Annotated in this window: 21 protein-coding genes; 10 read left to right on the top strand and 11 right to left on the bottom strand. The window is 71.8% G+C overall.

Features of this window, described 5'->3' with window-relative positions:
* Nucleotides 1–73: 73 nt before the first annotated feature.
* The gene (locus ACWIGU_RS36295; RefSeq protein WP_454405914.1) at nucleotides 74–466 is read right to left on the bottom strand and encodes an ankyrin repeat domain-containing protein; all 393 of its coding nucleotides are present in this window, start codon (nucleotides 464–466) and stop codon (nucleotides 74–76) included.
* A gap of 282 nt (nucleotides 467–748) precedes the next feature.
* Between ACWIGU_RS36295 and ACWIGU_RS36290 the strand changes: the two genes are divergently transcribed.
* Both ACWIGU_RS36290 and ACWIGU_RS36285 read left to right on the top strand, forming a co-directional pair.
* Nucleotides 749–943, top strand: a complete 195-nt coding sequence (locus tag ACWIGU_RS36290; protein ID WP_356272133.1) for a hypothetical protein — start codon at nucleotides 749–751, stop codon at nucleotides 941–943.
* Between the two features lie 37 nt (nucleotides 944–980).
* Nucleotides 981–2,591 (top strand): hypothetical protein, encoded by a 1,611-nt coding sequence (locus ACWIGU_RS36285; RefSeq protein ID WP_454405913.1) that lies wholly within the window; start codon nucleotides 981–983, stop codon nucleotides 2,589–2,591.
* A gap of 19 nt (nucleotides 2,592–2,610) precedes the next feature.
* Here the strand turns inward: ACWIGU_RS36285 and ACWIGU_RS36280 are convergent, their stop codons facing one another.
* A complete protein-coding gene (locus ACWIGU_RS36280) occupies nucleotides 2,611–4,110 on the bottom strand; it encodes an SCO1417 family MocR-like transcription factor (protein WP_329575515.1) in 1,500 nt (499 codons plus the stop codon).
* Between the two features lie 99 nt (nucleotides 4,111–4,209).
* Here ACWIGU_RS36280 and yczE point away from each other — a divergent pair, with 99 nt between their 5' ends.
* From yczE to ACWIGU_RS36260, 4 genes are all read left to right on the top strand, one after another.
* The gene (yczE, locus tag ACWIGU_RS36275) at nucleotides 4,210–4,878 is read left to right on the top strand and encodes a membrane protein YczE (RefSeq protein WP_454405911.1); all 669 of its coding nucleotides are present in this window, start codon (nucleotides 4,210–4,212) and stop codon (nucleotides 4,876–4,878) included.
* A complete protein-coding gene (locus ACWIGU_RS36270) occupies nucleotides 4,875–5,642 on the top strand; it encodes a glycerophosphodiester phosphodiesterase (protein WP_454405910.1) in 768 nt (255 codons plus the stop codon). The genes yczE and ACWIGU_RS36270 overlap by 4 nt, the downstream gene beginning before the upstream one ends.
* Nucleotides 5,643–5,688: 46 nt before the next feature.
* Nucleotides 5,689–7,047 carry an MFS transporter gene (locus ACWIGU_RS36265; RefSeq protein ID WP_454405909.1) on the top strand — a complete coding sequence of 453 codons (1,359 nt, stop codon included), beginning with the start codon at nucleotides 5,689–5,691 and terminating at the stop codon, nucleotides 7,045–7,047.
* A 255-nt stretch (nucleotides 7,048–7,302) separates the two neighbouring features.
* Nucleotides 7,303–7,677 (top strand): RNA polymerase-binding protein RbpA, encoded by a 375-nt coding sequence (locus ACWIGU_RS36260; protein WP_164314920.1) that lies wholly within the window; start codon nucleotides 7,303–7,305, stop codon nucleotides 7,675–7,677.
* 131 nt (nucleotides 7,678–7,808) lie between these two features.
* On the opposite strand, the gene fxsA is transcribed toward ACWIGU_RS36260, so the two are convergent.
* The 4 genes from fxsA to ACWIGU_RS36240 all read right to left on the bottom strand — a co-directional run bounded on the left by fxsA (nucleotide 7,809) and on the right by ACWIGU_RS36240 (nucleotide 11,892).
* On the bottom strand, nucleotides 7,809–8,390 hold the full coding sequence (fxsA, locus tag ACWIGU_RS36255; protein ID WP_454405908.1) for an FxsA family membrane protein: 582 nt from the start codon (nucleotides 8,388–8,390) through the stop codon (nucleotides 7,809–7,811).
* A gap of 75 nt (nucleotides 8,391–8,465) precedes the next feature.
* Entirely contained in the window at nucleotides 8,466–9,227 is a 762-nt protein-coding gene (locus tag ACWIGU_RS36250) for a polyprenol monophosphomannose synthase (RefSeq protein WP_454405907.1), read from the bottom strand.
* 517 nt (nucleotides 9,228–9,744) lie between these two features.
* Nucleotides 9,745–11,382, bottom strand: a complete 1,638-nt coding sequence (locus ACWIGU_RS36245; protein WP_454405906.1) for an amidohydrolase — start codon at nucleotides 11,380–11,382, stop codon at nucleotides 9,745–9,747.
* A 69-nt stretch (nucleotides 11,383–11,451) separates the two neighbouring features.
* Nucleotides 11,452–11,892, bottom strand: coding sequence for an Lrp/AsnC family transcriptional regulator (locus ACWIGU_RS36240; RefSeq protein WP_100597468.1), 441 nt, complete (start codon nucleotides 11,890–11,892; stop codon nucleotides 11,452–11,454).
* 224 nt (nucleotides 11,893–12,116) lie between these two features.
* Here ACWIGU_RS36240 and ACWIGU_RS36235 point away from each other — a divergent pair, with 224 nt between their 5' ends.
* Nucleotides 12,117–12,557: a hypothetical protein gene (locus ACWIGU_RS36235; protein WP_454405904.1), complete on the top strand. Its 441-nt coding sequence runs from the start codon at nucleotides 12,117–12,119 to the stop codon at nucleotides 12,555–12,557.
* Between the two features lie 7 nt (nucleotides 12,558–12,564).
* Here ACWIGU_RS36235 and ACWIGU_RS36230 read toward each other — a convergent pair whose 3' ends face one another.
* From ACWIGU_RS36230 to ACWIGU_RS36220, 3 genes are all read right to left on the bottom strand, one after another.
* A complete protein-coding gene (locus ACWIGU_RS36230) occupies nucleotides 12,565–13,659 on the bottom strand; it encodes a phosphotransferase family protein (protein WP_454405903.1) in 1,095 nt (364 codons plus the stop codon).
* Nucleotides 13,660–13,671: 12 nt separating this feature from the next.
* Nucleotides 13,672–14,796, bottom strand: coding sequence for a hypothetical protein (locus tag ACWIGU_RS36225; RefSeq protein WP_454405902.1), 1,125 nt, complete (start codon nucleotides 14,794–14,796; stop codon nucleotides 13,672–13,674).
* A gap of 474 nt (nucleotides 14,797–15,270) precedes the next feature.
* Complete coding sequence (locus tag ACWIGU_RS36220) at nucleotides 15,271–16,443, bottom strand: acyl-CoA dehydrogenase family protein (RefSeq protein ID WP_454405901.1); 1,173 nt, start codon at nucleotides 16,441–16,443, stop codon at nucleotides 15,271–15,273.
* A gap of 431 nt (nucleotides 16,444–16,874) precedes the next feature.
* Between ACWIGU_RS36220 and ACWIGU_RS36215 the strand changes: the two genes are divergently transcribed.
* Nucleotides 16,875–18,116, top strand: coding sequence for a glycoside hydrolase family 18 protein (locus tag ACWIGU_RS36215; protein ID WP_454405899.1), 1,242 nt, complete (start codon nucleotides 16,875–16,877; stop codon nucleotides 18,114–18,116).
* 95 nt (nucleotides 18,117–18,211) lie between these two features.
* Here ACWIGU_RS36215 and ACWIGU_RS36210 read toward each other — a convergent pair whose 3' ends face one another.
* Both ACWIGU_RS36210 and ACWIGU_RS36205 read right to left on the bottom strand, forming a co-directional pair.
* A complete protein-coding gene (locus tag ACWIGU_RS36210; RefSeq protein WP_107489218.1) occupies nucleotides 18,212–18,358 on the bottom strand; it encodes an SCO1431 family membrane protein in 147 nt (48 codons plus the stop codon).
* A gap of 206 nt (nucleotides 18,359–18,564) precedes the next feature.
* Entirely contained in the window at nucleotides 18,565–19,932 is a 1,368-nt protein-coding gene (locus tag ACWIGU_RS36205) for a peptidase C39 family protein (RefSeq protein WP_454405898.1), read from the bottom strand.
* 201 nt (nucleotides 19,933–20,133) lie between these two features.
* Here ACWIGU_RS36205 and ACWIGU_RS36200 point away from each other — a divergent pair, with 201 nt between their 5' ends.
* Nucleotides 20,134–20,775, top strand: a complete 642-nt coding sequence (locus ACWIGU_RS36200) for a uridine kinase family protein (protein ID WP_454405897.1) — start codon at nucleotides 20,134–20,136, stop codon at nucleotides 20,773–20,775.
* Between the two features lie 433 nt (nucleotides 20,776–21,208).
* Nucleotides 21,209–23,083, top strand: coding sequence for an AAA family ATPase (locus tag ACWIGU_RS36195; protein ID WP_454405896.1), 1,875 nt, complete (start codon nucleotides 21,209–21,211; stop codon nucleotides 23,081–23,083).
* Nucleotides 23,084–23,108 lie beyond the last annotated feature (25 nt).

Here is a 23,108-nt window from a genome sequence, read left to right as displayed (position 1 = left end):
TGATGACCCAGCGGTTCTTCTCGCCGCGACCACATTTCCTGCTCCCCCGTTCTGCCTGGTCAATGGCGGTGTCTCAGGAAGTGCCGAAGAGCTCCACGAGCTCCGCCCTGCCGAACATGCGGGCCGTGTCGACCGCCGACGGAGTTCCCGCCTCCGGGTCGGCCCCGCCGTCGAGCAGGGCCCGGATCACGTCGTCCGCGCCCTTGAAGACGGCGCCCGCGAGCGGGGTCTGGCCCCGGTCGTTGGCCCGGTCGGCGTCGGCGCCGCGGGCGAGCAGCGCGCGGACCGCCTCGGCGTGCCCGTGATAGGCGGCGAGCATCACCAGGGAGTCGCCACGGTCGTTCGTGAGGTCCGGGGACACGCCGGCGTCGACATAGGCAGCGAGCTGTTCGCTCTCACCCCGGCGCGCAAGATCAAAGATCTTGGTAGCCAGTTCCACGACCTCGGGGTCGGGGACTTCGCTCATCGGAACAGACCGCCTTTGCGTATACGGAGTGCTACGACCGTGCGGCCGTACGAGTGAATCGACAGAGTACTGCCCGGTTCGGCACATGAGCGGCGCGGACCGAGGCAAAGATCACGAAGAGCCCTGACGGCCGAACAGCGCACGCCCAGGAGGCTCACGGGGCGCCTGCCGAACGGGTGAAATCAAGAATATTCCACCCATTTGCACCTTTTATCGTATAGATACATGCTGTGATCCTGGAAGGACTCATGGTGACTGTCCCCATCAACCAGGAGAACTCAAATGATCCTGTCCATCTCAGGCGTGGTGCTGCTCGGAATCATCGTCTTCCTCTTCTTCCGCAAAGACGGACTCAAAGCCTCGCACGGCCTGACCTGCGCCCTCTTCGGGTTCTACCTCGCGGGCACCGCCATCGCCCCGAGCATCAAGGCCGGCGGCGCGAGCCTGGCCAGCCTGCTCGGCGGGATCAAGTTCTGACCCCCTCCCCCCTCGCACGTGACTTCAGGAGACAGACGTGGCCCGGCGCCCCCTCCCCCGCATTCTGAGCAATGGCAGCGCCCCCATCGCCCGGAGCCGGGAACTGGCACGGACGGCAGCCGACGGGGCCGTCGACGTACTCCATCCCCTGATCACGATCACCAAGGGCCTGGGCCGCCTGGCATCCGCCGGGCGGCACAAGTGGGCCGACACCCCCAAGGACCGGCGCGGACCGCTGCTGTTCCTGGTGGCGGCCGTGGTGCTGGTCGTGGTGCTGATTCCGTACGGGCCGCTGCTGGCGCTCATCACCCTGATGGCAGCGGCCGCGTGGAAGGGCCGGGACCAGACGCCGCCCGCGCCGACCGGTCCCGACGATTCCCAGGTCAAGCGGCTCACCGCGCTCTACGAGGCGCTCGTCCCGTACTTCTCCGTCCCAGAGGACCCGAACCCGCTCTTCGCCCACGGCGGAGAGTGGGAAAAGGCCTTCGAGTCGTACGACTTCGACGACGACGGGCGCGTCTCACGCATCGTGCTGCACTACCCGGCGTACTTCCCGGACGGTGAGGCCGACTCCCGCGCCCGTATCGAACAGCTCCTGCACGCCAAGTCGGGCCGGGGCCGCGAGTACCACTTCGAGTGGGACGAGGAGGGCAACCAGCTGACCGTCACCGTCATGCCCCCGCTGCCCACCGACATCGCCGCCCAGCGATTCGTCACGGCACCGGGCGAAATGGTCCTCGGCTTCACCGACGCGAGCGGCACCCAGCGGACCTTGCCCCTCGGTGACGGCGACGAGCGGCGCGACGTACCGCCCGTCGTCTGGCGTACGGGGATGCGCTCCACCGAGCCGCACCTCCTCGCCGTCGGCCACCCCGGCAGCGGGACCACCTCACTCCTGCGCTCGATCGCGCTCCAGGCCCTCCAGCACGGTGACGTCCTCATCGTGGAGGGCAACGGAACGGGCGACTACGCGTGCCTCACCGGACGCAGCGGTGTCCTGGCCGTCGAGTGCGGGCTCGCCGGCGCGCTGGCCAGCCTGGAATGGGCGGCCCACGAGACGGAGCGGCGCCTGATCGCCGCGAACCGGGCGCGCCAGGCCGGCCACCCCGCGCCGGACGACACCCGCCGCCCCCTGTGGATCCTGCTCGACCGGCCCAGCGTCCTCGGTCATCTGGCCGCGGCCGACGGGCGCAAGGACCCGCAGACCCTGCTCCAGGTGCCCCTGCGGCACGGGCGCGCGGCCAACGTCACGGTCGTCGTGGCGGACCAGTTCGACAGCCTCGACTCCCTGACCGACACCGTCTGTCAGCACACCCGCGCGCGCGTGGTGCTCGGCCCGGCCACGTACGACCAGATCGAGGACGTCCTCGGGGTCGCGCCCCACACGACGCCCACCCCGGACGTCCCCGCCGGACGGGGTTACGCGCGCCTCGGCGCGGGCGCCGTCCACCGCCTCCAGGTGCCGGCCACCCCCGACCCGTACGACGACGCGACGAGTGACGCGCACCGGCAGGCGGTGCTCGGGCTGCTCCCGCAGCGGACGGCACCTGGCGACGACAGCCCCGAGCCCGAGCCGGTCGAAGCGGCCGAGCCGGTCCACGCCGTGGAAGCGGTGGGTACGGTGCAGACGGTCGCCGCCGAGGGGTGACGGCCGGGCCCCACCGGCCCTATGCGATGAGCGTCCGCGGCGGCTCCGCCCCGGACGCTCCGCCTTCCCGCACCAGGCGCGCCGCCGCCGCGAGCCGCACCGCAGCCTCGTCGGCGACCGCCCCGGAGACCGTGAACGGCAGCCGCACATAGCCCTCGAAGGCGCCGTCCACCCCGAAGCGGGGCCCCGAGGGGACCCGTACGCCGACGCGTTCGCCGACCTCCGCGAGCCGCGACCCCGACAGGCCTCCGGCACGCACCCACAGCGTCAGACCGCCGACCGGCACGTCGAACTCCCAGTCGGGCAGCTCGCGGCGCAGCGCGGCGACCAGCGCCGTGCTGTTGTCCCGGGCCTGGCTGCGGCGCAGCTGAACGGCCTCCTCCCAACCGCCGGTGCTGAGCAGCCAGTTCACGGCCAGCTGCTCCACGACCGGCGTGCCGAGGTCGGCGTAGGCGCGCGCGGCCACGAGGCTGCGGATCACGTCGGGCGCCGCCCGGACCCAGCCGATGCGCATGCCCGCCCAGAACGCCTTGCTCGCCGAGCCGACCGTGATGACGGTGGAGCCCGCCGGGTCGAACGCGCAGACGCGGCGGGGCATGTCCAGGTCGTGGTCGAAGTGGAGTTCGGTCATGGTCTCGTCGACGACGAGCACCGTGCCGGCCGAGCGCGCCGCGTCGACGAGCTGCCTGCGCTGGTCCTCGTCGGCGAGCGCCCCGGTGGGGTTGTGGAAGTCGGCGACGACGTAGGCGAGACGGGGCGCCGCGTCGCGCAGGACCTGCCGCCAGCGGTCGAGGTCCCATCCCGCGAGTCCCTCGGCCATGGCGACCGGGACGAGCCGGGCGCCCTCCTCGCGCATGAGCTGGAGGATGTTGGCGTACGAGGGCGACTCGACGGCGATGCGCTCGCCGCGGCCCGCGAACAGATGGCAGATCGCGTCGATCGCGCCCATCGCGCCGGTGGTCACCATGATCTGCTCGGGCATGGTCGGGATGCCGCGGGCGGTGTAGCGCTCGGCGAGCATCTCGCGCAGGGCGGGCAGGCCCGCCGGGTAGTCGCCGTGGGTGTGCGCGTAGGGCGGGAGTTCACCGAGCGCGCCCTGGACGGCGCGGGTCAGCCAGGGTTCGGGGGCGGGCAGGGCCGCGGTGCCGAGGTCGATCATCGAGCCGAGCGCCTCGGGCGGCAGGGGCTCCAGGCCGCGCGCGGGCAGCGGGTTTCCGGCCGGTACGGCCGTCCAGCTGCCCGCTCCCCTGCGCGATTCGAGGAACCCCTCGCCGCGCAGCGCCTCGTAGGCGGCGGCGACGGTCGTGCGGCTGACGGCCAGGGAGACGGCGAGCTCGCGCTCGGCGGGCAGCCGCGCCGCGACGGGCACACGCCCTTCGAGGACCAGGAGGCGGATGCCGTCGGCGAGGGCGCGGTAGGCGGGCGGGCGGCGGCTGCCGGGGCCCGGGGGGCGCGTCTGCTGGGAGGTGAGCAGCCGGGCGAGCTGGGCCGCGCCGACCGCCGAAGTCCACTGAGCCATGGAGTCCAGTCCACCTTCCCCGAATTGGCCATGGTTGGCCTGTGTTCCCAAGCCACAGAGTGTCATGCGACAAGCCACTACCACCACAGGGGGCTCCACTTGTCCGCGTCGTCCACGCCACCCGGCCCCGGTCTCACCCGGCGCCTCTTCCAGCTCTACGTCGGCCTGGCGCTGTACGGCGTGAGTTCCGGTCTCCTCGTGGAGGCGGGGCTCGGTCTGGAGCCGTGGAACGTGCTCCACCAGGGCCTCGCCGAACTCACCGGGCTCTCCATCGGGGTTGTGTCGATCATCGTGGGCGCCCTGGTGCTGCTCCTGTGGATCCCCATCAAGCAGCGCCCCGGCCTCGGCACCGTCTCGAACGTCTTCGTGGTCGGCATCGCGATGGACGGCGCGCTGGCCGTCGTCCCCGATGTGCACGCCCTGGGGATCCGGATCCCGCTGATGGCTGCGGCGATCGTCCTGAACGGCGCGGCGACGGGCCTCTACATAGCCGCCTCCTTCGGACCCGGCCCGCGCGACGGCCTGATGACGGGTCTGCACCGGCGTACCGGGCGCTCGATCCGGCTGGCGCGCACGACGATCGAGATCGCGGTGGTGGCGACGGGCTTCGCCCTCGGCGGCACCATCGGCGTCGGCACCCTCCTGTACGCCGTGGCGATCGGCCCGCTGGCCCAGGTGTTCCTGAAGGTCTTCGCCGCCCCCGCGCCGCCCGAGGCACCCACTTCCGTTGCCGGCGCGTCACCCGAAGGGGCGATACTTCCAGGGTGACCACGCGCGTACGCCATCCGTATCTGGACCGTTCCGGACCGCTGGCCTTCGCCCACCGCGGCGGGACGGCCGACGGCCTGGAGAACACGATGGCGGCGTTCCGGCGCTCCGTGGACCTCGGCTACCGCTATATCGAGACCGATGTGCACGCCACGTCCGACGGCACGCTCGTGGCCTTCCACGACGCGACGCTCGACCGGGTCACGGACGCGGCGGGCCGCATAGCGGACCTGCCCTGGAGCGACGTGCGCCACGCGCGCGTGGCGGGCCGCGAACCGGTGCCGCTCTTCGAGGAACTCCTGGAGACCTTCCCCGACGTGCGCTGGAACGTGGACGTCAAGGCCGAGCCCGCACTGCTCCCGCTGCTCGACCTGATCGGCCGCACGGACGCCTGGGACCGCGTCTGCGTCGGCTCGTTCTCGGAGGCCAGGGTCGCCAGGGCCCAGTCCCTCGCGGGCCCCCGCCTCGCCACGTCGTACGGCACGCGTGGCGTGCTCGGCCTGCGGCTGCGGTCCCTCGGGCTGCCCGCGGCGCTGCGGGACTCGGCGGTGTGCGCCCAAGTACCCGTGGCCCATTCGGGGATACGTGTCGTCGACCGCCGCTTCGTCCGCGCGGCCCACGCGCGCGGGCTCCAGGTCCATGTGTGGACGGTCAACGACCGCGCACAGATGAGTGAACTCCTCGACCTCGGCGTGGATGGCATCATGACCGATCACATCGAGACGCTGCGTGACGTGCTCAAGGACCGGGGAGCCTGGACCTGACGGCTCGCCGGCGGCGTCCGGACACGGGGACAGCGAGGGGGCGCGGGTGGGCAGCGACACCGTGCGGGCGCAGACAGCGGGCGACGACGCGGCGCAGCGGCGCCGGGAGCAGCGCGGCTGGTACTTCTACGACTGGGCGTGCTCGGTCTACTCGACGAGCGTCCTCACGGTGTTCCTGGGGCCGTATCTGACGGCGGTCGCCAAGTCGGCGGCGGACGCGGACGGCTTCGTGCACCCCCTGGGGATTCCGGTCCGGGCCGGCGCCTTCTTCGCGTACACCGTCTCCGCCTCGGTGATCGTCTCGATCCTGGTGATGCCGCTCGCGGGCGCGGCCGCCGACCGTACGGGACGCAAGAAGCCGCTGCTCGCGATCTCGGCCTATCTCGGGGCGGCGGCGACCGCCGGGATGTTCTTCCTGGACGGGGACCGCTATCTGCTGGGCGGGTTCCTGCTGGTCGTCGCCAACGCCTCGCTCGCGATGTCGATGGTGCTCTACAACTCCTATCTGCCGCAGATCGCGCCCCCTGAGGAACGCGACGCGGTCTCCTCGCGCGGCTGGGCGTTCGGCTACGCGTCCGGGGCGCTCGTCCTCGTGGCGAATCTCGTCCTGTACTCCGGCCACGACTCCTTCGGTGTCTCCGAGTCGACGGCGGTACGGATCTGCCTGGCCTCGGCGGGCGTGTGGTGGGGCGCGTTCACGCTCGTACCGCTGCGGCGCCTGCGGGACCGGCGCACGGCACCCGTCGACGGCGAGGCATCCGCCGTGCCCGGCTGGCGTCAGCTGGCCTCGACCGTGCGCGACATGCGCCGCCGCCCGCTGACGCTGTCCTTCCTGCTCGCCTATCTGGTCTACAACGACGGCATCCAGACGGTGATCTCGCAGGCGTCCGTGTACGGCTCGGAGGAGCTCGGCCTCGACCAGTCGACGCTGATCGTGGCGGTGCTGCTGGTCCAGGTCCTGGCCGTGGCGGGGGCGCTCGCGATGGGGCGCCTCGCCCGCACGTACGGCGCGAAGAACACGATTCTCGGCTCGCTGATCGCCTGGACGGTCACGATCGGGGCCGGTTACTTCCTGCCGTCGGGGGCGCCGGTGTGGTTTTTCGCGCTGGCGGCCGGCATCGGGCTCGTCCTCGGCGGGACGCAGGCGCTGTCCCGTTCCCTGTTTTCGCATCTGGTGCCGGCCGGCAAGGAGGCCGAGTACTACTCCGCGTACGAGATGAGCGACCGGGGAATGAGCTGGCTCGGACCGCTCGTTTTCGGCCTCGCGTACCAGCTGACCGGCAGTTATAGGGACGCGATCGTGTCCCTGGTGGCGTTCTTCATGATCGGCTTTGCACTGCTTGCCCGGGTTCCGGTGAGGCAGGCGGTGCGCGACGCGGGAAATCCCGTACCCACCCGGATTTAGCACCTGGGGCCAAAGGCCGGTAGTGTACGCGTTTGGCCTGCCAGGCGTACCGTTACTGCACGTCAATATCGCAAACCGCTGGGTGACATCTGCTGGCAGATGTGACAAACCGGGCGCCGGTGGGTACAACAAGGGGCGGCTACGACGGCGACGCATGACCCGGAACCGGGAATCTTTACCGCCGACCGGACGTTGACCGGATGACGACGACAGCGACACCTGTCCTGTGGGCGACAAGCCCGGGAGGCACGATTCATGAGTGAGCGAGCTCTTCGCGGTACACGCCTGGTAGTGACCAGCTACGAGACGGACCGCGGCATCGACCTGGCCCCGCGCCAGGCCGTGGAGTACGCATGCGAGAAGGGACATCGCTTTGAGATGCCCTTCTCGGTGGAGGCCGAAATTCCGTCGGAGTGGGAGTGCAAGGTCTGCGGGGCCCAGGCACTCCTAGTCGACGGTGACGGCCCTGAGGAGAAGAAGGCCAAGCCCGCGCGTACACATTGGGACATGCTGATGGAGCGGCGCACTCGCGAGGAGCTCGAAGAGGTCCTCGAGGAGCGGCTCGCCGTTCTCCGATCGGGCGCCATGAACATCGCGGTGCATCCGCGCGACAGCCGCAAGTCCGCCTGATCCCTCGGGAGCAGCGGGAGCGCGACTGAACAGAGCCGTGGGCCGGACACACATCTTGTGTGTCCGGCCCACGGCTTTTCGCATGTCCGGCGCCGGGCGGGGCTCAGTGAGCTTCTGAGCCCCGCCCGGGCTCAGGGAGCGATCGGGGGGCGCGGACCCGCGTCGGGGCGCTGTGCGGGCCGCTCATCGTCCTTGATCACCTCGCCCTGGATGACCGTGCCGTCCGGCCGGTGCATCCGCGCCTGCTGGAACGCGTCGCCGAAGGTCCCGGGGGTGGCCGACTGCATCTTCCGCTCGATGGTCCGCTCCGTGTAGCGGCTCAGGGCCGTACGGACGGGCGGCACGAGCAGGACGAGACCCAGGGCGTCCGAGATCAGGCCGGGGATCATCAGGAGCAGGCCCGCCAGCATCAGCAGACCGTTGCCCCCGGAGCGCTGCCCGCCTGCCGGGACCGCGCCGCCCTGCTGCTGTTGCAGCGTCTCGCTCAGATTCTTGAAGGCCCGGCGCCCGGCGCGCTTGATGACGACGGCGCCGGACACGATCCCGGCGAGCAGCAGCAGGAAGACGGTGAACCCGCCGGCCGCGCCCGCCACCACGGTCAGCAGCCAGATCTCCAGGACCAGCCACGCGGCGATACCGAGCGGCAGGAACGTACGGACCCGGGAACGCCGGGGCGTGGCGGGGCGCGAAGGGGGCGGTGTGCCAGTGGTCATGCCCCCAGTGTGCCTGGGCCCCGGCCCGAGTGGCGTAAGCGGGAGATCAAGATCGACGGAGGCTGCGGCTCAGGCCTACTTGCGGCCGATCACACGGCCCATGCGCTCCCCCACGCCCCAAGCGGTGACCCGCCACAGCGCCTCGACGACGATGTCACGGCTCATCTTGGAGTCGCCGAGCTCGCGCTCCACGAACGTGATGGGCACCTCGACGACGTGATAGCCGGCCTTGACCGCCCGGCGCGCGAGGTCGACCTGGAAGCAGTAGCCCTGCGAGGAGACCTCGCCGAGCCCGAGGCCTTCGAGGGTCTCGCGGCGGAAGGCGCGGAAGCCGCCGGTGACGTCCCGGATCGGCACGTCGAGCAGCAGCCGCGAGTACGTGCTGCCGCCCCGGGAGAGGAACTCGCGCGACCTGGGCCAGTTGACGACCCGTCCGCCCGGCACCCAGCGCGAGCCGAGCACGAGGTCGGAGCCCTTCAGCGCGGTCAGCAGCCGGGGCAGCTCCTCGGGCTGGTGGGAGCCGTCGGCATCCATCTCGACCAGGACGCCGTAGCCGTTCTCGAGGCCCCAGCGGAAGCCCGCGAGATAGGCCGCGCCGAGGCCTTCCTTGCCCTGCCGGTGCAGGACCCGCACCTGCTCGTCGCCCGAGGCGAGCTCGTCGGCGAGCTTTCCCGTGCCGTCGGGGCTGTTGTCGTCGGCGACGAGGACATGCGCCTCGGGCACGGACGCGCGCACCCGGCCGACGATCGACTTGATGTTCTCCGCCTCGTTGTAGGTCGGGATGATCACCAGCGCCGTACCGAGAGGGCCGAACTGCCGCCCACCGCCGTCTTTCACAGCTTCCCCTTAAGACTCCTGTACGAGGGGACCACCATAGCGAGGGTGCCTGTCGGCGCTGGTAAGGCGCCCTGCGCGGGACTGCGGGATCGGGGCCCGGTGCCCTTCGGGCCGGCCTGGGACCGCTGGCTGCGGGTCTACCGAGAGCCGTTGTCTACTGAGCGTCCGGGCCCCACCCGGGTCGCACCTTCCCCCGTGCTCCCGCGGAGCAGGGAGGGACCCCCATCCGGCCGGAACGTTCCAGCGCCCCATGGCGCGGGTGCTGGGCCTGGCTCCCAGTGGCGGTGTGCTGGTGCGGCACACCGCCCCATGACCCAGCGGCGTTCATCGACTGCGCGGAGGTTCCCCGGTCGGACGTCCAGTGGTGGACCCGGCCGAACCTACCCGGCGACCGCGCCCAGCTGTCAACACCCGTTTGATCTGCGGTGATTGAGGAAACCACCTGGTCAGCGCCGAGGACCCGCAGGTCGCGCGAGCGTGCGGCGGACCGCTGTCGGCGGTACTGCGCGTGCCTACATCACTCGTCCGGCCCTACGTACACGGTCCGCCCGCCGACCACCGTGCGCAGGCAGAGCGGCAGTTGGGCCCCCGGCGTGAGATCGGGGAGACCGGGCGTCCCGGAGCGCGGGTCGGTCGACCAGCGCGCGACACGGTCGTCCGGCGCCTGGACGACGAGCTCCTCGGTGCGCCACACGGCGTAGTCCGCCGGGGCGCCCGGGACCAGGATTCCCGCGTCGTCCCGGCCCACGGCGCGCCAGCCTCCGCGGGTGTGCGCGGTGAACGCGGCCCGCACGGACACCCGGTGCTCGGGCGTGCGGTGGAAGGCCGCGGCGCGGACCGTGCCCCACGGGTCGAGCGGGGTGACGGGGCTGTCGGAGCCGAAGGCCAGCGGGACCCCGGCGCGCAGGAGCGCGGCGAACGGGTTGAGGGCGCGGGCCCGTTCAGCGCCGAGGCGGTCCGCGTACATGCCGTCCTCGCCGCCCCACAGGGCGTCGAACGCGGGCTGCACGGAAGCGGTGAGGCCGAACTCGGCGAAGGAGGCGATGGTTTCCGGCGACAGCATCTCGGCGTGCTCGACACGGTGCCGCGCGGCCCTGACACGGGCGAGGCCGACCTTCTCGGCGGCGGCGCGCACGCCGTCCGCCACGGCGGTCACCGCGGCGTCCCCGATGGCGTGGAAGCCCGCCTGGAGCCCCGCCTCGGTGCAGGCGACGACGTGGGCGGCGACGGCGTGGGCGTCCAGGTAGGAGGTGCCGGTGTGCCCGGCGGCCGCGTCTGCGTACGGCTCGTGCAGGCAGGCCGTGTGCGAGCCGAGGGAGCCGTCCACGAACAGGTCACCGGCGGCGCCGACGGCGCCCAGCGCGCGGGCCCGGTCGATGTCCCGGTCGGCCCAGTAGCCGACGACCCGGGGGCCGGACTCCTCGGCGGCCAGCCGCAGCAGGCCGGTGAAGTCGTCCTCGGACGAGATGTCGGGGCCGCCGCACTCGTGCACGGACCCGATCCCCAGGGAGGCCGCGTGCCGCAGGGCCGCGCGCTGGGCCTCCGTGCGCTGCTGCGGGGTGACGGCGGCGTGGGCGGCGGCGCGGACGGCGTGGTGGGCGTCGCGGGTGAGGGGTCCGTCGGGGGTGAATCCGGGGCGGTCCGCGATGCCGGGGACGAGGTCGAGCAGGGCCGTGGTGACAGCGGCCGAGTGGACGTCGATGCGCGAGAGGTAGAGCGGGCGGCCGCCGGTGGCCTCGTCGAGCTCGGCGCGGGTGAGGGGCGCGCCGTCGGGCCAGCGGGCGGCGTCCCAGCCGTGGCCGAGGAGGATCCGGTCCGTGGGGCGGGCGGCCGCGTGGGCGCGGACGAGGGCGAGCGCCTCGCCCCGGGTGCGGGCCGCACTGAGATCGAGGCCGGTCAGGGCGAGCCCCGTCGACGTGGTGTGGACGTGGGCGTCGGTGAACGCGGGAGTGACGAGGGCGCCTTCGAGGTCGACGACCTCGTCGACCCCCTCGGCGAACGCGTCTGCCGCGCCTTCGGAGCCGACCCAGGCGACGTGCCCCCGCTCGACGACCATGGCCGTGGCGAAGGGGTCGGCGGGGCTGTGGACGTCGCCACCGCGCAGAAGGAAGGTGCGGGACTCGGCCGGTGCGGGCGGCGTGGGGGTCGTACTCATGGGGACAGTTTCCCGCGTTCGTGCCCCCGGGCCGCACCCGGGGGCCCGCAGCGGCCGGACCCGCGTCGGTCAGACGCGGGGCGGCCGTGCCTCGTACGGCGTGGAGAGGACCACGGTCGTGCGGGTGGAGACGCCGGCCAGGGAGCGCACCCGGGCCAGCAGGTTCTCCAGGTCGTGCGGGGTCTCCACGCGGACCTTGAGGATGTAGTTCTCGTCGCCGGCGACGCTGTGGCACGCCTCGATCTCCGGGACGCCCGCGAGGCGTTCCGCGATGTCGTCGGGGGCGCTGGGGTCGAACGGTTTCACCGAGATGAAGGCGGTGAGCGACAGGCCGACCGCCTCGGGGTCGACGACCGCGGCATAGCCGCGGATGACCCCGCGCTGTTCGAGTCGGCGCACGCGCTGGTGCACCGCGGACGTGGACAGGCCTGTGGCCTTGCCCAGGTCGGTGTAGCTCATCCGCCCGTCCTTGACGAGCAGCTGCACGATCTGTCGGTCGAGCTCCTCCATGGCGCAGAACCTACAGGGCCCTTGATCCCCGGGGATACCCGAGCGGGCCATGGGGGCGGATACGCCTACCTGCCGCCGGGCGTCCGCAATCGGCATGTGACGAAGACCACACCTGTCGAACCGTGTCCAGACGCGTGCCACGATTACCCCCACGACGGGACGGGAAGTGCTTGCTGTGGTCGAGGCCGCAGCGCCTTGTCGGCCCACCCGAGGGGGAGAGTCCCATGCAGAATGTGAAGCGTCCCGGTCGTCCTGCCCGCAGTCGGCAGCAGCCGGCGATCGAGCCCGAGCCGGAGGGTGTCGAACCGGCGGACACCGGCATCGACGCGTTCGACGAGTACGACACCTTCGAGATGTACCGGGTGTTCTGCCCGGACTGCGCGCAGCCGATCGCGCTGCTCGCCGACGAGGACCAGTTGCCCGAGCACGCGCTGTGCGCCTCGCCGTGGAACCCGTTCGGCCTCACGGTCTGCGCCGGCACGGGCCGCCCGGCGGCCGACGCCCGGCCCGCCGACGACTCGACGAAGGCTCAGGAGCAGGACACCGCCCTCCTGTTGACGCTCCCTCAGGGCCTTGACTGGCGGATGCAGCCCTTCTCGCACGTGGGCGGCCCGGGTTCGCGCCCGCTGCGCGTCCCCGAGCAGGCGCGGCCCGCAGCCGCCTGACGACGCCTCAGCTCCAGTAACTGCCCTGCACCATGGCCCGCAGACTGGCGTGGTGCAGGATCAGTGTGTCCGGATCGTCCGGCACGGCCACCTCTTTGAAGTACGCCTGCCGGTAGGCGACGCGCAGCATCACGATGGCGTGGCGCAGGGCGGCGTACAGGGTGTGGAAGTCCATGTCGCGCGGTGCGTGGCCGGTGAGTTGGGCGTAGCGGCGCTCGATGTCCTCGCGGCGCAGGAAGCCGGGCAGGCCGGCCTGCCCGAAGCTCTCGGTCAGGTCCTGGAAGAAGCGGTGCAGGTACACGGTCCAGCCGAGGTCGACCTCGCGCGGGGCCAGGGCCGCCATCTCCCAGTCGAGCACGGCGGCCGGTTCGAAGCCGTCGTAGATGATGTTCCCGATGCGGGCATCGCCCCAGTTGAGGACGGGTTCGCCCTCGTCGGCGGGCCAGAGTTCGGCGAGCCGGTCGAAGGCGCTCTCGATGAGCGGTGACGGCGGCAGTCCGTCCACCACCCAGGCGTAGTAGGCGCGTTGGGCCTCGACGTGGCGGCGCAGTGCGCTGCCCTTTCCGGGTGCGGCGAGGAACTCGGCCTCGGACGCCGGGACTCCGTCGTGCAGCCGGGCGATGAGCCGCACGGTCGCGTCCTGGAGCCGTGCGCGCTCGGCGTCCGTCGCGGCGTGCAGCCAGTTGCCCTCATATGTGTAGGGCATGACGTCCGGCGGTACACGGCCCGCGACGCGCTCCATCACGAAGAACGGAGCGCCCAGCGGCCGGGGATCCTCCTCCAGCCACAGCACGCGCGGCACCGGCAGCCCCGTCCGATCGGCGGCGAGCCGCATCGTGCGGTACTGCCGCGGCATGTCGTAGTCCGGGAAGATCGTGTACGCGGACGGGTCGGCGGCGAGCCTCAACGCGCAGGCGCGGACCGGGGGTTCGGGGTGTTCGATGTCGAACAGCAGGGTCTCGCTGGACATGCCGTTGGACTCGGGGACGGTCACGTTCACCGCTTCGGCGCCCGGCAGCCGGGCGGCCAGCCAGGACGTGAGCCTTCGGGACACCTCCTCCGGGTCGCGGGTGCTGGTGCGCGGTCTGGGTGCTGTCGCCATCGCAGGCTCCTTTCAGGGCGCCACGGAGTCGTAGCCGGTGAAGCCGCTCGCGTCGTGCCTGCCGAAGCTTCCGTGCTCGAAGATGCCGTGGCCGACCTGTCCGTCCAGGGTGAAGCGCGCCGCGTGGTCGATGACGCCGTAGGCGGCCAGCGGGTGGGCTGCGGGGTCGGAGAGGTCGTAGCTGCGGCGGTCGGTCCAGTCGCGGCCGCGCCAGGTGCCGTGCTGCCAGTCGTCCGCCGGCGGGTATCCGGCGCCGACGGCCAGCGGGGACGAGGCGAGGATCTCGACGCCGAGTTCCACGGGCTTGCGGGACAGCGGGTCGGTGAGGTGGACGACGGCGCTCTCGGGGTGGCGGGTGCCGCTCCGGTAGGTGATGTCGGCCTGGGGCCAGCCGAGTTGGAGGTCCGGGTGGCCGTCGCGGACGAGGGTGGCGTCGTTGAGGGTGCGGTAGCCGTCCGCGTCCTCCTGGACGATCACCATCAGGAAGCGGTCGTCGAAGCGGACCGGTGACCAGATCCAGTGGAAGCCCTCGGTCCTGTTCTCCTCGGCGAGCCGGCCGCCCTCCTCGCCGGGGACCGGGCGCACGCCCCAACTGCGGTCGCGGGTGCCGGTCCAGCCGTCTAGGGACACCTCGCGCCCGCCGACGCGGAGCCGGCCGTCACAGCGCCCGGCCTGCACGAAGCGCCTGCCCTCAAGGGTGAGGCGGCCGCCGCGGCGCTGGGTGTGGTGGGGCTCCCAGAGGGCCGGGAAGGCCGCCGACCAGTTGATCTCGTACGAGAGTCCGCCGGGGTCGTCCGGATCGGCCGCGCAGCTCAGGACGAAGTCCTTCAAGGGGCGTTCGACGTGGATCCGGAGCGGGCCGACGGCGAGTTCCATGCGGGCGTCCTCGCGCAGGGCGTCGGAGGCTCGGACCGCGTGGAGGGTGTCGCCGACGCGCAGGGTCGCGTACGCGTCGATGACGCCGAGGTTCGGGTAGACACCGAGGCCGAGGATGAGCAGGAACTCCCCGGTGGGGTCGACGAGATGGAAGATGCACCGGTCGTAGGCGTTGCGGTCACCGGTCGCGACGTGCTTCATGGACAGCGGCACCTGATGGACCGGGTATTCGTCGAGTGCGACGGGGCGGTCGTCTGCCACGCGTTTCCTCCCTGGGCGTACGGCGGTTGACGTCGCCCGGAGGGGTGCGGCCCCCGGCGGCGGCGGAGTTGACGGTACGTCAGCTGAGCCGCCGGAGCCAGATGCGTGCGCCGACCCGGACACGGCAATGGCCGGATCAGGCCGGGCGCGGGGCCGACCCTGATCCAGCCCGACCCAAACGAAAGGCCCTAGAACTCACGCCCCCATGTCCCGGACGGTGACCTGCCCGGCGCGGGCGCGTTGGCCCGGGCATGCCCCTTACGCAGAGCGCCACCGGCCGTCGCCGCCGCCTCCTGGTCCCCACCACCGCAGAATCGGTTCCCCAGCCGCCGCCCCCGGAGCGCCCGGCGCCCCCGGACCCGCCGATCTACCGCGCCCTGGTCAGCCACTGGGCCGACCGCGGCAAGACCCTGCCGGGACGCCACGATCCGGAGTGGGCCCGGCTGACGGCGTCCCCTGTCGGAGCCGGGCAGTTCAGCGGGTTTCAGGACCGGCGAGGTGCCGGGCGATGACCATGCGCTGGATCTGATTGGTGCCCTCCACGATCTGGAGCACCTTGGCCTCGCGCATATAGCGCTCGGCCGGGAAGTCGGCCGTGTAGCCGTACCCGCCGAGCACCTGGACGGCGTCCGTGGTGACCTTCATCGCCGTGTCCGTGCACATCAGCTTGGCCATGGCGGCCTGCTTGGAGAAGGGCCGGCCCGCGTCACGCAGGCGGGCCGCCGTCAGATAGAGCGCGCGGCCGGCCTCGATCTGCGTGGCCATGTCGGCGAGCATGAAGCGCAGGCCCTGGAAGTCGGCGATGGGCCGCCCGAACTGCTCACGCCCCGTGGCGTACGCGAGGGCCTCGTCGAGGGCCGCCTGGGCCACGCCGATCGCGCAGGCCGCGATGCCGAGCCGCCCGGAATCGAGGGCGGAGAGCGCGATCGCGAAGCCCTGGCCCTCGTCGCCGATCCGGCGCGCGTCGCTCACGCGCACCCCGTCGAAGTGAACCTGCGCCGTGGGCGAGCCCTTCATCCCCATCTTCTTCTCGGGCGCCGCCGCGCTCAGCCCCTCCGCGTCGCCCGGGACCAGGAACGCGCTGATGCCACGCGCACCCTCGCCGCCGGAGCGCGCCAGGACGGTGTAGAAGTCGGCGATGCCGCCGTGCGTGATCCATGCCTTGGTGCCGGTGATCACCCAGTCGTCGCCTTCGCGGACGGCCTTGGTCCGCAGGGACGCGGCGTCCGATCCCGACGACGGCTCGGACAGGCAGTACGCGCCGAGGAGGCCGCCACCGAGCATGGCGGGCAGATGCTCCGCCCGCTGCTCCTTGTTGCCGAAATTGGCCAGTGCGTGGCAGGCCAGCGAGTGGACACTGACGCCGAGGCCGACCGTGAGCCGAGCGGCGGCGAGCTCCTCGAGAACCTGGAGATAGACCTCGTACGGCTGGTCACCGCCGCCGAAGCCGGAGTCGTAGGGGAGGCCGAGCAGGCCCGACTCGGAGAGCAGTGAGAACGTCTCGCGCGGGAAGCGTCCGGCGTCCTCCTCCTCGGCCGCACTCGGGGCGATCTCGCGCTGCACGAGCTCACGTACGAGCGAGAACAGATCCCGGGCCTCGTCCGTGGGCAGTTGACGGTCCACCGGCTGCGGGGCGCGGTCGGGCATATCGACGCTCTCCTCCCTGTCGGGCACTGCGGCGGTCGCGCGCGGGGTGTGCGGCGGCGCCGTGTTCGAGCCGCCGCCGAGGGCACCCTTCCGGGTCTCGGACGAGCGCTGACCAGCGGCTGCGGCCCGTTGAGTATGCCCGTTCGACGGCGGCCAGTCACCAGTTAACGACCGCTTACTTTAAAGATACCGAAAAGACGCCGACGAGGCGGCCGCGGCCTGCGCCGAACCCTCACCGGCGGCTTCCGGAGCCCGCACCGGAAGCCGAGCACATTGGTCCGCACCATTGACCCCACTGGTCTAGTCCTCCTAAGGTTCCCTGCAACGTCTTAACGCGTTCATGCCAAAGACTCGTGACACGGATCGCGTGACGACGCCCCCGAGGTCCACAGCAAATCCCCCCACGCTCCCCTCCCCCACGAGGAGACACGATGCTCAGACCGCACCGTCCCCGCGCCTCCTTCCGGGCGCTCCTGTCCGCCGCGTGTTGCGCCGTCCTCGGCGCCGGACTGCTCGCCTCCGCGGGCACCGCCGCAGCGCTGAACGACGCCGGCCCCCAGCAAGCCGCGGCCGGTTCGAAGGTCGTCGGCTACTTCACCGAATGGGGTGTCTACGACCGGAACTACCACGTCAAGAACATCGAGACGTCGGGCTCGGCCGACAAGCTCACGCACATCAACTACGCCTTCGGCAACGTCACCGGCGGTAAGTGCGCGATGGGCGACTCCTACGCCGCGACCGACAAGGCGTACACCGCCGACCAGGCGGTGGACGGCGTCGCCGACACCTGGGACCAGCCGCTGCGCGGCAACTTCAACCAGCTGCTCAAGCTGAAGAAGCTGCACCCGAACCTCAAGATCCTCTGGTCCTTCGGCGGTTGGACCTGGTCGGGCGGGTTCACCGACGCGGCCAAGGACCCGGCCGCCTTCGCCCAGTCCTGCTACGACCTGGTCGAGAACTCCAAGTGGGCCGATGTCTTCGACGGCATCGACATCGACTGGGAGTACCCGAACGCCTGCGGCCTGTCCTGCGACACGAGCGGGCGCGACGCCTACAAGAACCTGATGAGCGCGCTGCGTTCGAAGTTCGGCCCCAGCGCGCTGGTCACGTCCGCGATCCCGGCCGACGCCTCCGACGGCGGCAAGATCGACGCCACCGACTACGCCGGCGCCGCCCAGTACGTCGACTGGTACAACCCGATGACGTACGACTACTTCGGGGCCTGGGACGCGCAGGGGCCGACCGCCCCGCACTCGCCCCTGACCTCGTACAGCGGCATCCCGAAGGCGGGCTACAACACCGACGCCACCATCACCAAGCTCAAGGGCCTCGGCGTCCCGGCGTCGAAGCTGCTGCTCGGCATCGGCTTCTACGGGCGCGGCTGGACCGGCGTCACGCAGGCGGCGCCCGGCGGCACGGCGACGGGCCCGGCGGCCGGCAAGTACGAGCAGGGCATCGACGACTACAAGGAGCTCAAGTCGAAGTGCCCGGCGACGGGCACGGTCGGCGGCACCGCGTACGCGTACTGCGGCAACAACTGGTGGAGCTACGACACCCCGGCCACCATCGCCGGGAAGATGGACTACAAGAACCAGCAGGGCCTCGGGGGCACGTTCCTCTGGGAGCTCAGCGGTGACACGACGAACGGTGAGCTGATCAAGGCGATCAACTAGCCGCTCGGGTACGGCACTCGGGGCGGGGGATGCGCGGCGTCCCCCGCCCCTTCGCGCGTCGCGTCAGGGCCTCACGCGCGCCGGGGAGAGCCGGGTCACATCAGTCCGGCCTGCGTGACGAACATGGCGAGGACCACGACGAAGGTCCAGCCGAGGACGTGCTCCAGGATCTTGGGGCCGTTGTCCTTGGGGCCGCCGGTGCGGGTCCGGGCGGCGCGGTTCGTGGCGGTGGTCGCGGTCATGGCATCTCGCTGAGGTCGTCCGGCAGTGGCATCCCCCCACTGACCCGTCCACCATGCCACCGCCTCGGCCGGTTGTGGACGAGAGCTTGGTCACGCACAACTACGCCGTGGCATCGCCCGTCTCACATCGGTGACACCGGGGCAGTGCCAGGCCCGACGCCTGCCGCGGCCCCTCCCTCGCGCGGGGAGGGGCCGCGGCAGGTTCCTCAGCGGACGCCGACCGCCTCGAGCGCGCTGCGCTGCTTCGGGGTCGGGTGGGCCGGGAAGTACAGGTAGCAGACGCCGCCGGTGCCGGACACGACCTTGCCGGTGGCGTTGTACCTCTTGGTACGGAGCCAGATCTTCTCCCACTCCGCCCGCTTGTAGACGCGGCGCACGGCCGTGTCGCTCGGCGACGCCGGGTCGTTGGCGATCACGTCGCCGTCCGCGGTGAAACCGATCACCGTCATGAGGTGTCCGGACGTCCCGTAACCCGCGCCTGTCAGCTCCTCCTTGAGGAACGACTGCGACGTTATGGCCGGGATCCCCGCCGCGATCAGGGTCTCCAGATCACCGAGCGAACCGAGCCGCGTGACGACTCCCTGGAGATCCTTGTACGTCGCCGCGTAGGCCGCGTTGAAGGGCCAGTTGCCGCAGCCCTCGTACTGGTAGTCGTACGTGAAGCGGGCCGCGTGGCAGACCTCCGGGTCCGCGTAGTCCGGGTTGACCCAGGACAGGTCGTCCGCGGAGGGCTTGCGGCCCCAGTACTCGATGATCATCTGCGAGGACGTGGGGCTGCACCAGGCCTCGCCGCCGTTGTCGTACTCGGGGTACTGGCCCGCGTGGACGTTCTGCGAGAAGCGCGGAACGTCCAGCTCCTTGGCGAGCCCCGGCGTCGAGGCCGGGACCGAGAAGCGGTCGGGCACGTCGGAGCCCATGGCCCCGAGCCGCCACACGAGGGGCGAGGCCTTGGAGCCCGGAGCGCGGTACAGGGTCAGCCGCAGGCGGTACGAGACGAGGCGCAGGCCCGAGGCCGCGTCGTCGATGGAGAAGGTGTCCGTCCAGATACTGGACTTGCCGTCCGTCTGGTCGTCGACGGAGGTCCGCCGGATGTCCTGGTCGCCGGCGGCCCAGCGGCCCATCACGTACCAGGGCGTCTCCGCGCCGTCGGAGTAAGTGCCCTGGAGCTCGATCTGGATCCAGGTACCGGCCGGTGTCCGCGCGTTCCAGGAGGCGATGACCTCCGTGGCGGGCACCGACAGGCGGTGCGCCGGGGAGGTCCACCGGCCGTACTCCCAGGTGGCGGTCTTGCCTGTGTGCGGGTCCGTGTAATCGGTGCGGCCCTCGGGGGTCGCGAGCGTGAGCCCGGGGCGAGCCCCGGCTACCGCGCGGGTGCCGGCCTCCGTTCCGGAGCGCCAGTCCGAGTACGAGGTCCAGGCGTGGTTGTCCACAAGGCGCGGGGCCACGTGAGCGCGCGCCGGGGCGCCGGTGCCGGCGACGGCGGTGCCCGCCGTCGTGGCGAGCGCCGCTGCGCCCGCGGTGGCCGCGGCGGCGGCGAGCAGGGTTCTGCGGGACAGAGGTTCGGGTCGGGTCATGGGCGGGGCTCCCCCAGTCGACGAGATATCCGTAAAGGGGCGGGTGAGGTGCACGACAGTGCGCCAACTATGGCCGGTACCCGCTGACTTCCACCAGCGTTTCCGGGCCTGTCATCGCTACCAATATTGGCCTGTACCACTGGCATGACCTGCGGCGGCGCGCGGGGAACCGGCCGGGCACCTCCCGTACCCTTGCGGGCGATGACCTTCCAGCGCCTCCCGCTCCCCCGGCTCGCCGCGACCCTGCGGGCCCTGCCGCCCTCCTGCGGCCCGGTCCGGCTGGTCGCCGTCGACGGCCACGCGGGCTCCGGCAAGTCGACGTTCGCCGCCCGGCTCGCCGAGGCGCTCGGGCAGGCGCCCGTCCTGCACCTCGACGATCTCGCCAGCCACGACGCCCTCTTCGACTGGACGGCGCGGCTGCGCGAGCAGGTCATCGATCCGCTCTCCCGCGGCGAGAGCGCCCGGTACGAGCCGTACGACTGGAACGCCCGCAGCTTCGGCACCCCGCGCGCCCTGGCGCCCGCGCCGGTGGTCCTGATGGAGGGCGTGGGCGCGGGCCGGCGGGCCGTGCGGCCTTTCCTCGCGGGGCTGTTGTGGATGGACACGCCCGAGGAGGTGTCCTGGGAACGAGGGCGGCGGCGGGACGGACCGGCGCAGAGGGAGTTCTGGGACGGCTGGATCCGTGCGGAGCGCGCGCACTTCGCCGACGACCCCTCGCGCCCCTTCGCTCAGACATTGGTACGAGAGTGTCCCCAGGGCTACGAGGCACGTGAGATGCCTCCCGGGACCGGACTTCCGACGCCTTCCGTCACTCACCGTGAGGGCCCGTCGGCAGCGCGCTGAACGCTCCTGAGACGCCTTCCGCCAGTTTCGGCGAGTGCCTCAACTCGGCTTGACCGAGGGGCCGTACAGGACTTACGTTCTGAATGTGCGGCCTTACGGGGTCGCCCGCAGACGCGAAGCCCCCGGTTGTTCCCCCGTGATCGGGGGCTTCGTTCTGCCCAGTTCACGCTTTCAGGGGTGCGGTGAGCCCCGTTTCGTTCACCCTCGGTCACCGTCCGGCTCCGCCCCCACCTGCGCCGTCCGCCTTGGATCCGGCCCTGCGGCGCCCTCGGCCGACGACTCCTGCGCAGGTACGATGCCTTTCGGTGCGGCCTACGGACGGCTCGCGGCCCGCACCGTGACAACTCCCGTCCACAGCACATCGGTTCGGCGCAGGAGCCGGCGGGCACCGGCCCGGCGGCGCACCACGGGGGCACGGTTTGTGGGGGACGTGATGGACTTCGGCACACAGGGCTCGCCCGGCCCGGCCGACCTCGCCTGGGTGCGTGGCGTGGACGCCTACACCATGGGCGCCTATCCGCAGGCCGAGGAGGAGTTCCGGGCCGCGGTCCGGATGGATCCCGGCATGGCCGACGGCTGGCTGGGGCTGCACGCGTTACGCATCGACACGACGACGGCTCTGCTGCGCATGTTCCGGCACCGCGACCGGTTCGGCGAGCAGCGCACCCGGCACCGGCGCACCCTCAACTCCTGGTACTGGCTGGGCTGGTGGGTGCAGCCCGTCCTGGAGCGGCCGCGCGATCTGCTCCTCGCGCACGCGTCGCACTGGCTCGACGGGCGCCATGTCCCGGACCTGGACGGGGCGCTGGCGACGCTGCCGCGCGTGGACGCCGATCCGCAAGTGCGGTTCCTGCACGCCTGCCGTGCCTACCTCGTCAAGGACTGGGAGCAGCTGGTCCGGCACACCGATCCGCTGCTCGACGACGGGCTCCTCGGCATCGAGGCCGGCCTCTTCGGCGGGATGGCCCGGGTGCGCCTGGAGATGTACGGGCAGGCCGAGCCGCTGCTGTCCGCGGCGCTGATGCGCTGCCGGAGCGAGCAGCCCCAGCGCAAGGAGCTGCGCTACTGGCTGGCCCGCGCGCACGAGGGCACCGGCCGCTCCGCCGCCGCGCTCCCCCTGTACCGGGCCGTGCACCGCGTGGACCCCGCCTTCATGGACACCTCGGCCCGCCTCGCGGCCATCGCCGAGGGCGACGGCTACGGCGACTTCGGCGACGGCACCGACCTCAGTCCCCTCACCATGACCGGCCTCGGCCAGGACATGCTGGACGGCTCCGAGTCGATGGACCCGCTGTACGAGGGCGACGGCCGGGACCTGAAGGTGAGCGAGCCCGATCTGCCGCCGCCCGGCGCGGTGCCCGCCGAGACCGACGCGGTCCGCGAGAAGGCCGTCGTACCGATCACGCCGCAGCTGCCCACCGGGCCCGCCGACCCCGCGCTCCTCGAGGAGGCACTCGCCGAGCTGGAGCGGATGGTCGGCCTGGAACCCGTGAAACGCCAGGTGAAGGCGCTGTCGGCGCAGCTGAACATGGCGCGCCTGCGGACCGGGCAGGGCCTGCCCGTGCAGCCGCCGAAACGGCACTTCGTCTTCTCGGGCCCCTCCGGCACCGGCAAGACCACCGTGGCCCGCATCCTGGGCCGCGTCTTCTACGCGCTCGGGCTGCTCGGCGGCGACCATCTCGTGGAGGCCCAGCGCGCCGACCTGGTCGGCGAGTATCTGGGCCAGACGGCCGTGAAGGCGAACGAACTGATCGACTCGGCCATCGGCGGCGTCCTTTTCGTCGACGAGGCGTACGCCCTGTCGAACTCGGGCTATGGCAAGGGAGACGCGTACGGCGACGAGGCGCTCCAGGTGCTCCTGAAGCGCGCCGAGGACAACCGGGACCACTTGGTGGTGATCCTCGCGGGCTACCCGGAGGGCATGGACCGCCTCCTCGCGGCGAACCCCGGACTGTCCTCGCGCTTCACGACACGGGTCGACTTCCCCTCGTACCGGCCCCTCGAACTCACCGCGATCGGCGAGGTGCTCGCCGCGGAGAACGGTGACGTGTGGGACGAGGAGGCCCTCGACGAGCTGCGCTCCATCAGCGGGCACGTCGTCGACCAGGGCTGGATCGACGAGCTCGGCAACGGCCGCTTCCTGCGGACGCTGTACGAGAAGTCGTGCGCCTACCGGGACCTGCGGCTGACGGGCTACACGACGACGCCGACGCGGGACGACCTGTCGACACTGCGGCTGCCCGATCTGATGCAGGCGTACGGCGAGGTCCTCTCGGGGCGCGGGCCCCAGGATCCGTCCGCGATGTGACATGACGAAGGGGCGGGCCCGATAC

The organism is Streptomyces sp. NPDC055400 (assembly GCF_053644375.1).
Note: the sequence above shows the minus strand (reverse complement) of the source record. Positions and strands in the feature narration are given on the sequence as shown.

Excerpts from the sequence above, each read along its gene's own strand:
- ACWIGU_RS36295 (WP_454405914.1), bottom strand. The coding sequence starts at position 466 with ATGAGCGAAGTCCCCGACCCCGAGGTCGTGGAACTGGCTACCAAGATC.
- ACWIGU_RS36290 (WP_356272133.1), top strand. The coding sequence starts at position 749 with ATGATCCTGTCCATCTCAGGCGTGGTGCTGCTCGGAATCATCGTCTTC.
- ACWIGU_RS36280 (WP_329575515.1), bottom strand. The coding sequence starts at position 4,110 with ATGGCTCAGTGGACTTCGGCGGTCGGCGCGGCCCAGCTCGCCCGGCTG.
- ACWIGU_RS36260 (WP_164314920.1), top strand. The coding sequence starts at position 7,303 with ATGAGTGAGCGAGCTCTTCGCGGTACACGCCTGGTAGTGACCAGCTAC.
- fxsA (WP_454405908.1), bottom strand. The coding sequence starts at position 8,390 with ATGACCACTGGCACACCGCCCCCTTCGCGCCCCGCCACGCCCCGGCGT.
- ACWIGU_RS36245 (WP_454405906.1), bottom strand. The coding sequence starts at position 11,382 with ATGAGTACGACCCCCACGCCGCCCGCACCGGCCGAGTCCCGCACCTTC.
- ACWIGU_RS36240 (WP_100597468.1), bottom strand. The coding sequence starts at position 11,892 with ATGGAGGAGCTCGACCGACAGATCGTGCAGCTGCTCGTCAAGGACGGG.
- ACWIGU_RS36235 (WP_454405904.1), top strand. The coding sequence starts at position 12,117 with ATGCAGAATGTGAAGCGTCCCGGTCGTCCTGCCCGCAGTCGGCAGCAG.
- ACWIGU_RS36230 (WP_454405903.1), bottom strand. The coding sequence starts at position 13,659 with ATGGCGACAGCACCCAGACCGCGCACCAGCACCCGCGACCCGGAGGAG.
- ACWIGU_RS36220 (WP_454405901.1), bottom strand. The coding sequence starts at position 16,443 with ATGCCCGACCGCGCCCCGCAGCCGGTGGACCGTCAACTGCCCACGGAC.
- ACWIGU_RS36215 (WP_454405899.1), top strand. The coding sequence starts at position 16,875 with ATGCTCAGACCGCACCGTCCCCGCGCCTCCTTCCGGGCGCTCCTGTCC.
- ACWIGU_RS36210 (WP_107489218.1), bottom strand. The coding sequence starts at position 18,358 with ATGACCGCGACCACCGCCACGAACCGCGCCGCCCGGACCCGCACCGGC.
- ACWIGU_RS36205 (WP_454405898.1), bottom strand. The coding sequence starts at position 19,932 with ATGACCCGACCCGAACCTCTGTCCCGCAGAACCCTGCTCGCCGCCGCC.
- ACWIGU_RS36200 (WP_454405897.1), top strand. The coding sequence starts at position 20,134 with ATGACCTTCCAGCGCCTCCCGCTCCCCCGGCTCGCCGCGACCCTGCGG.
- ACWIGU_RS36195 (WP_454405896.1), top strand. The coding sequence starts at position 21,209 with ATGGACTTCGGCACACAGGGCTCGCCCGGCCCGGCCGACCTCGCCTGG.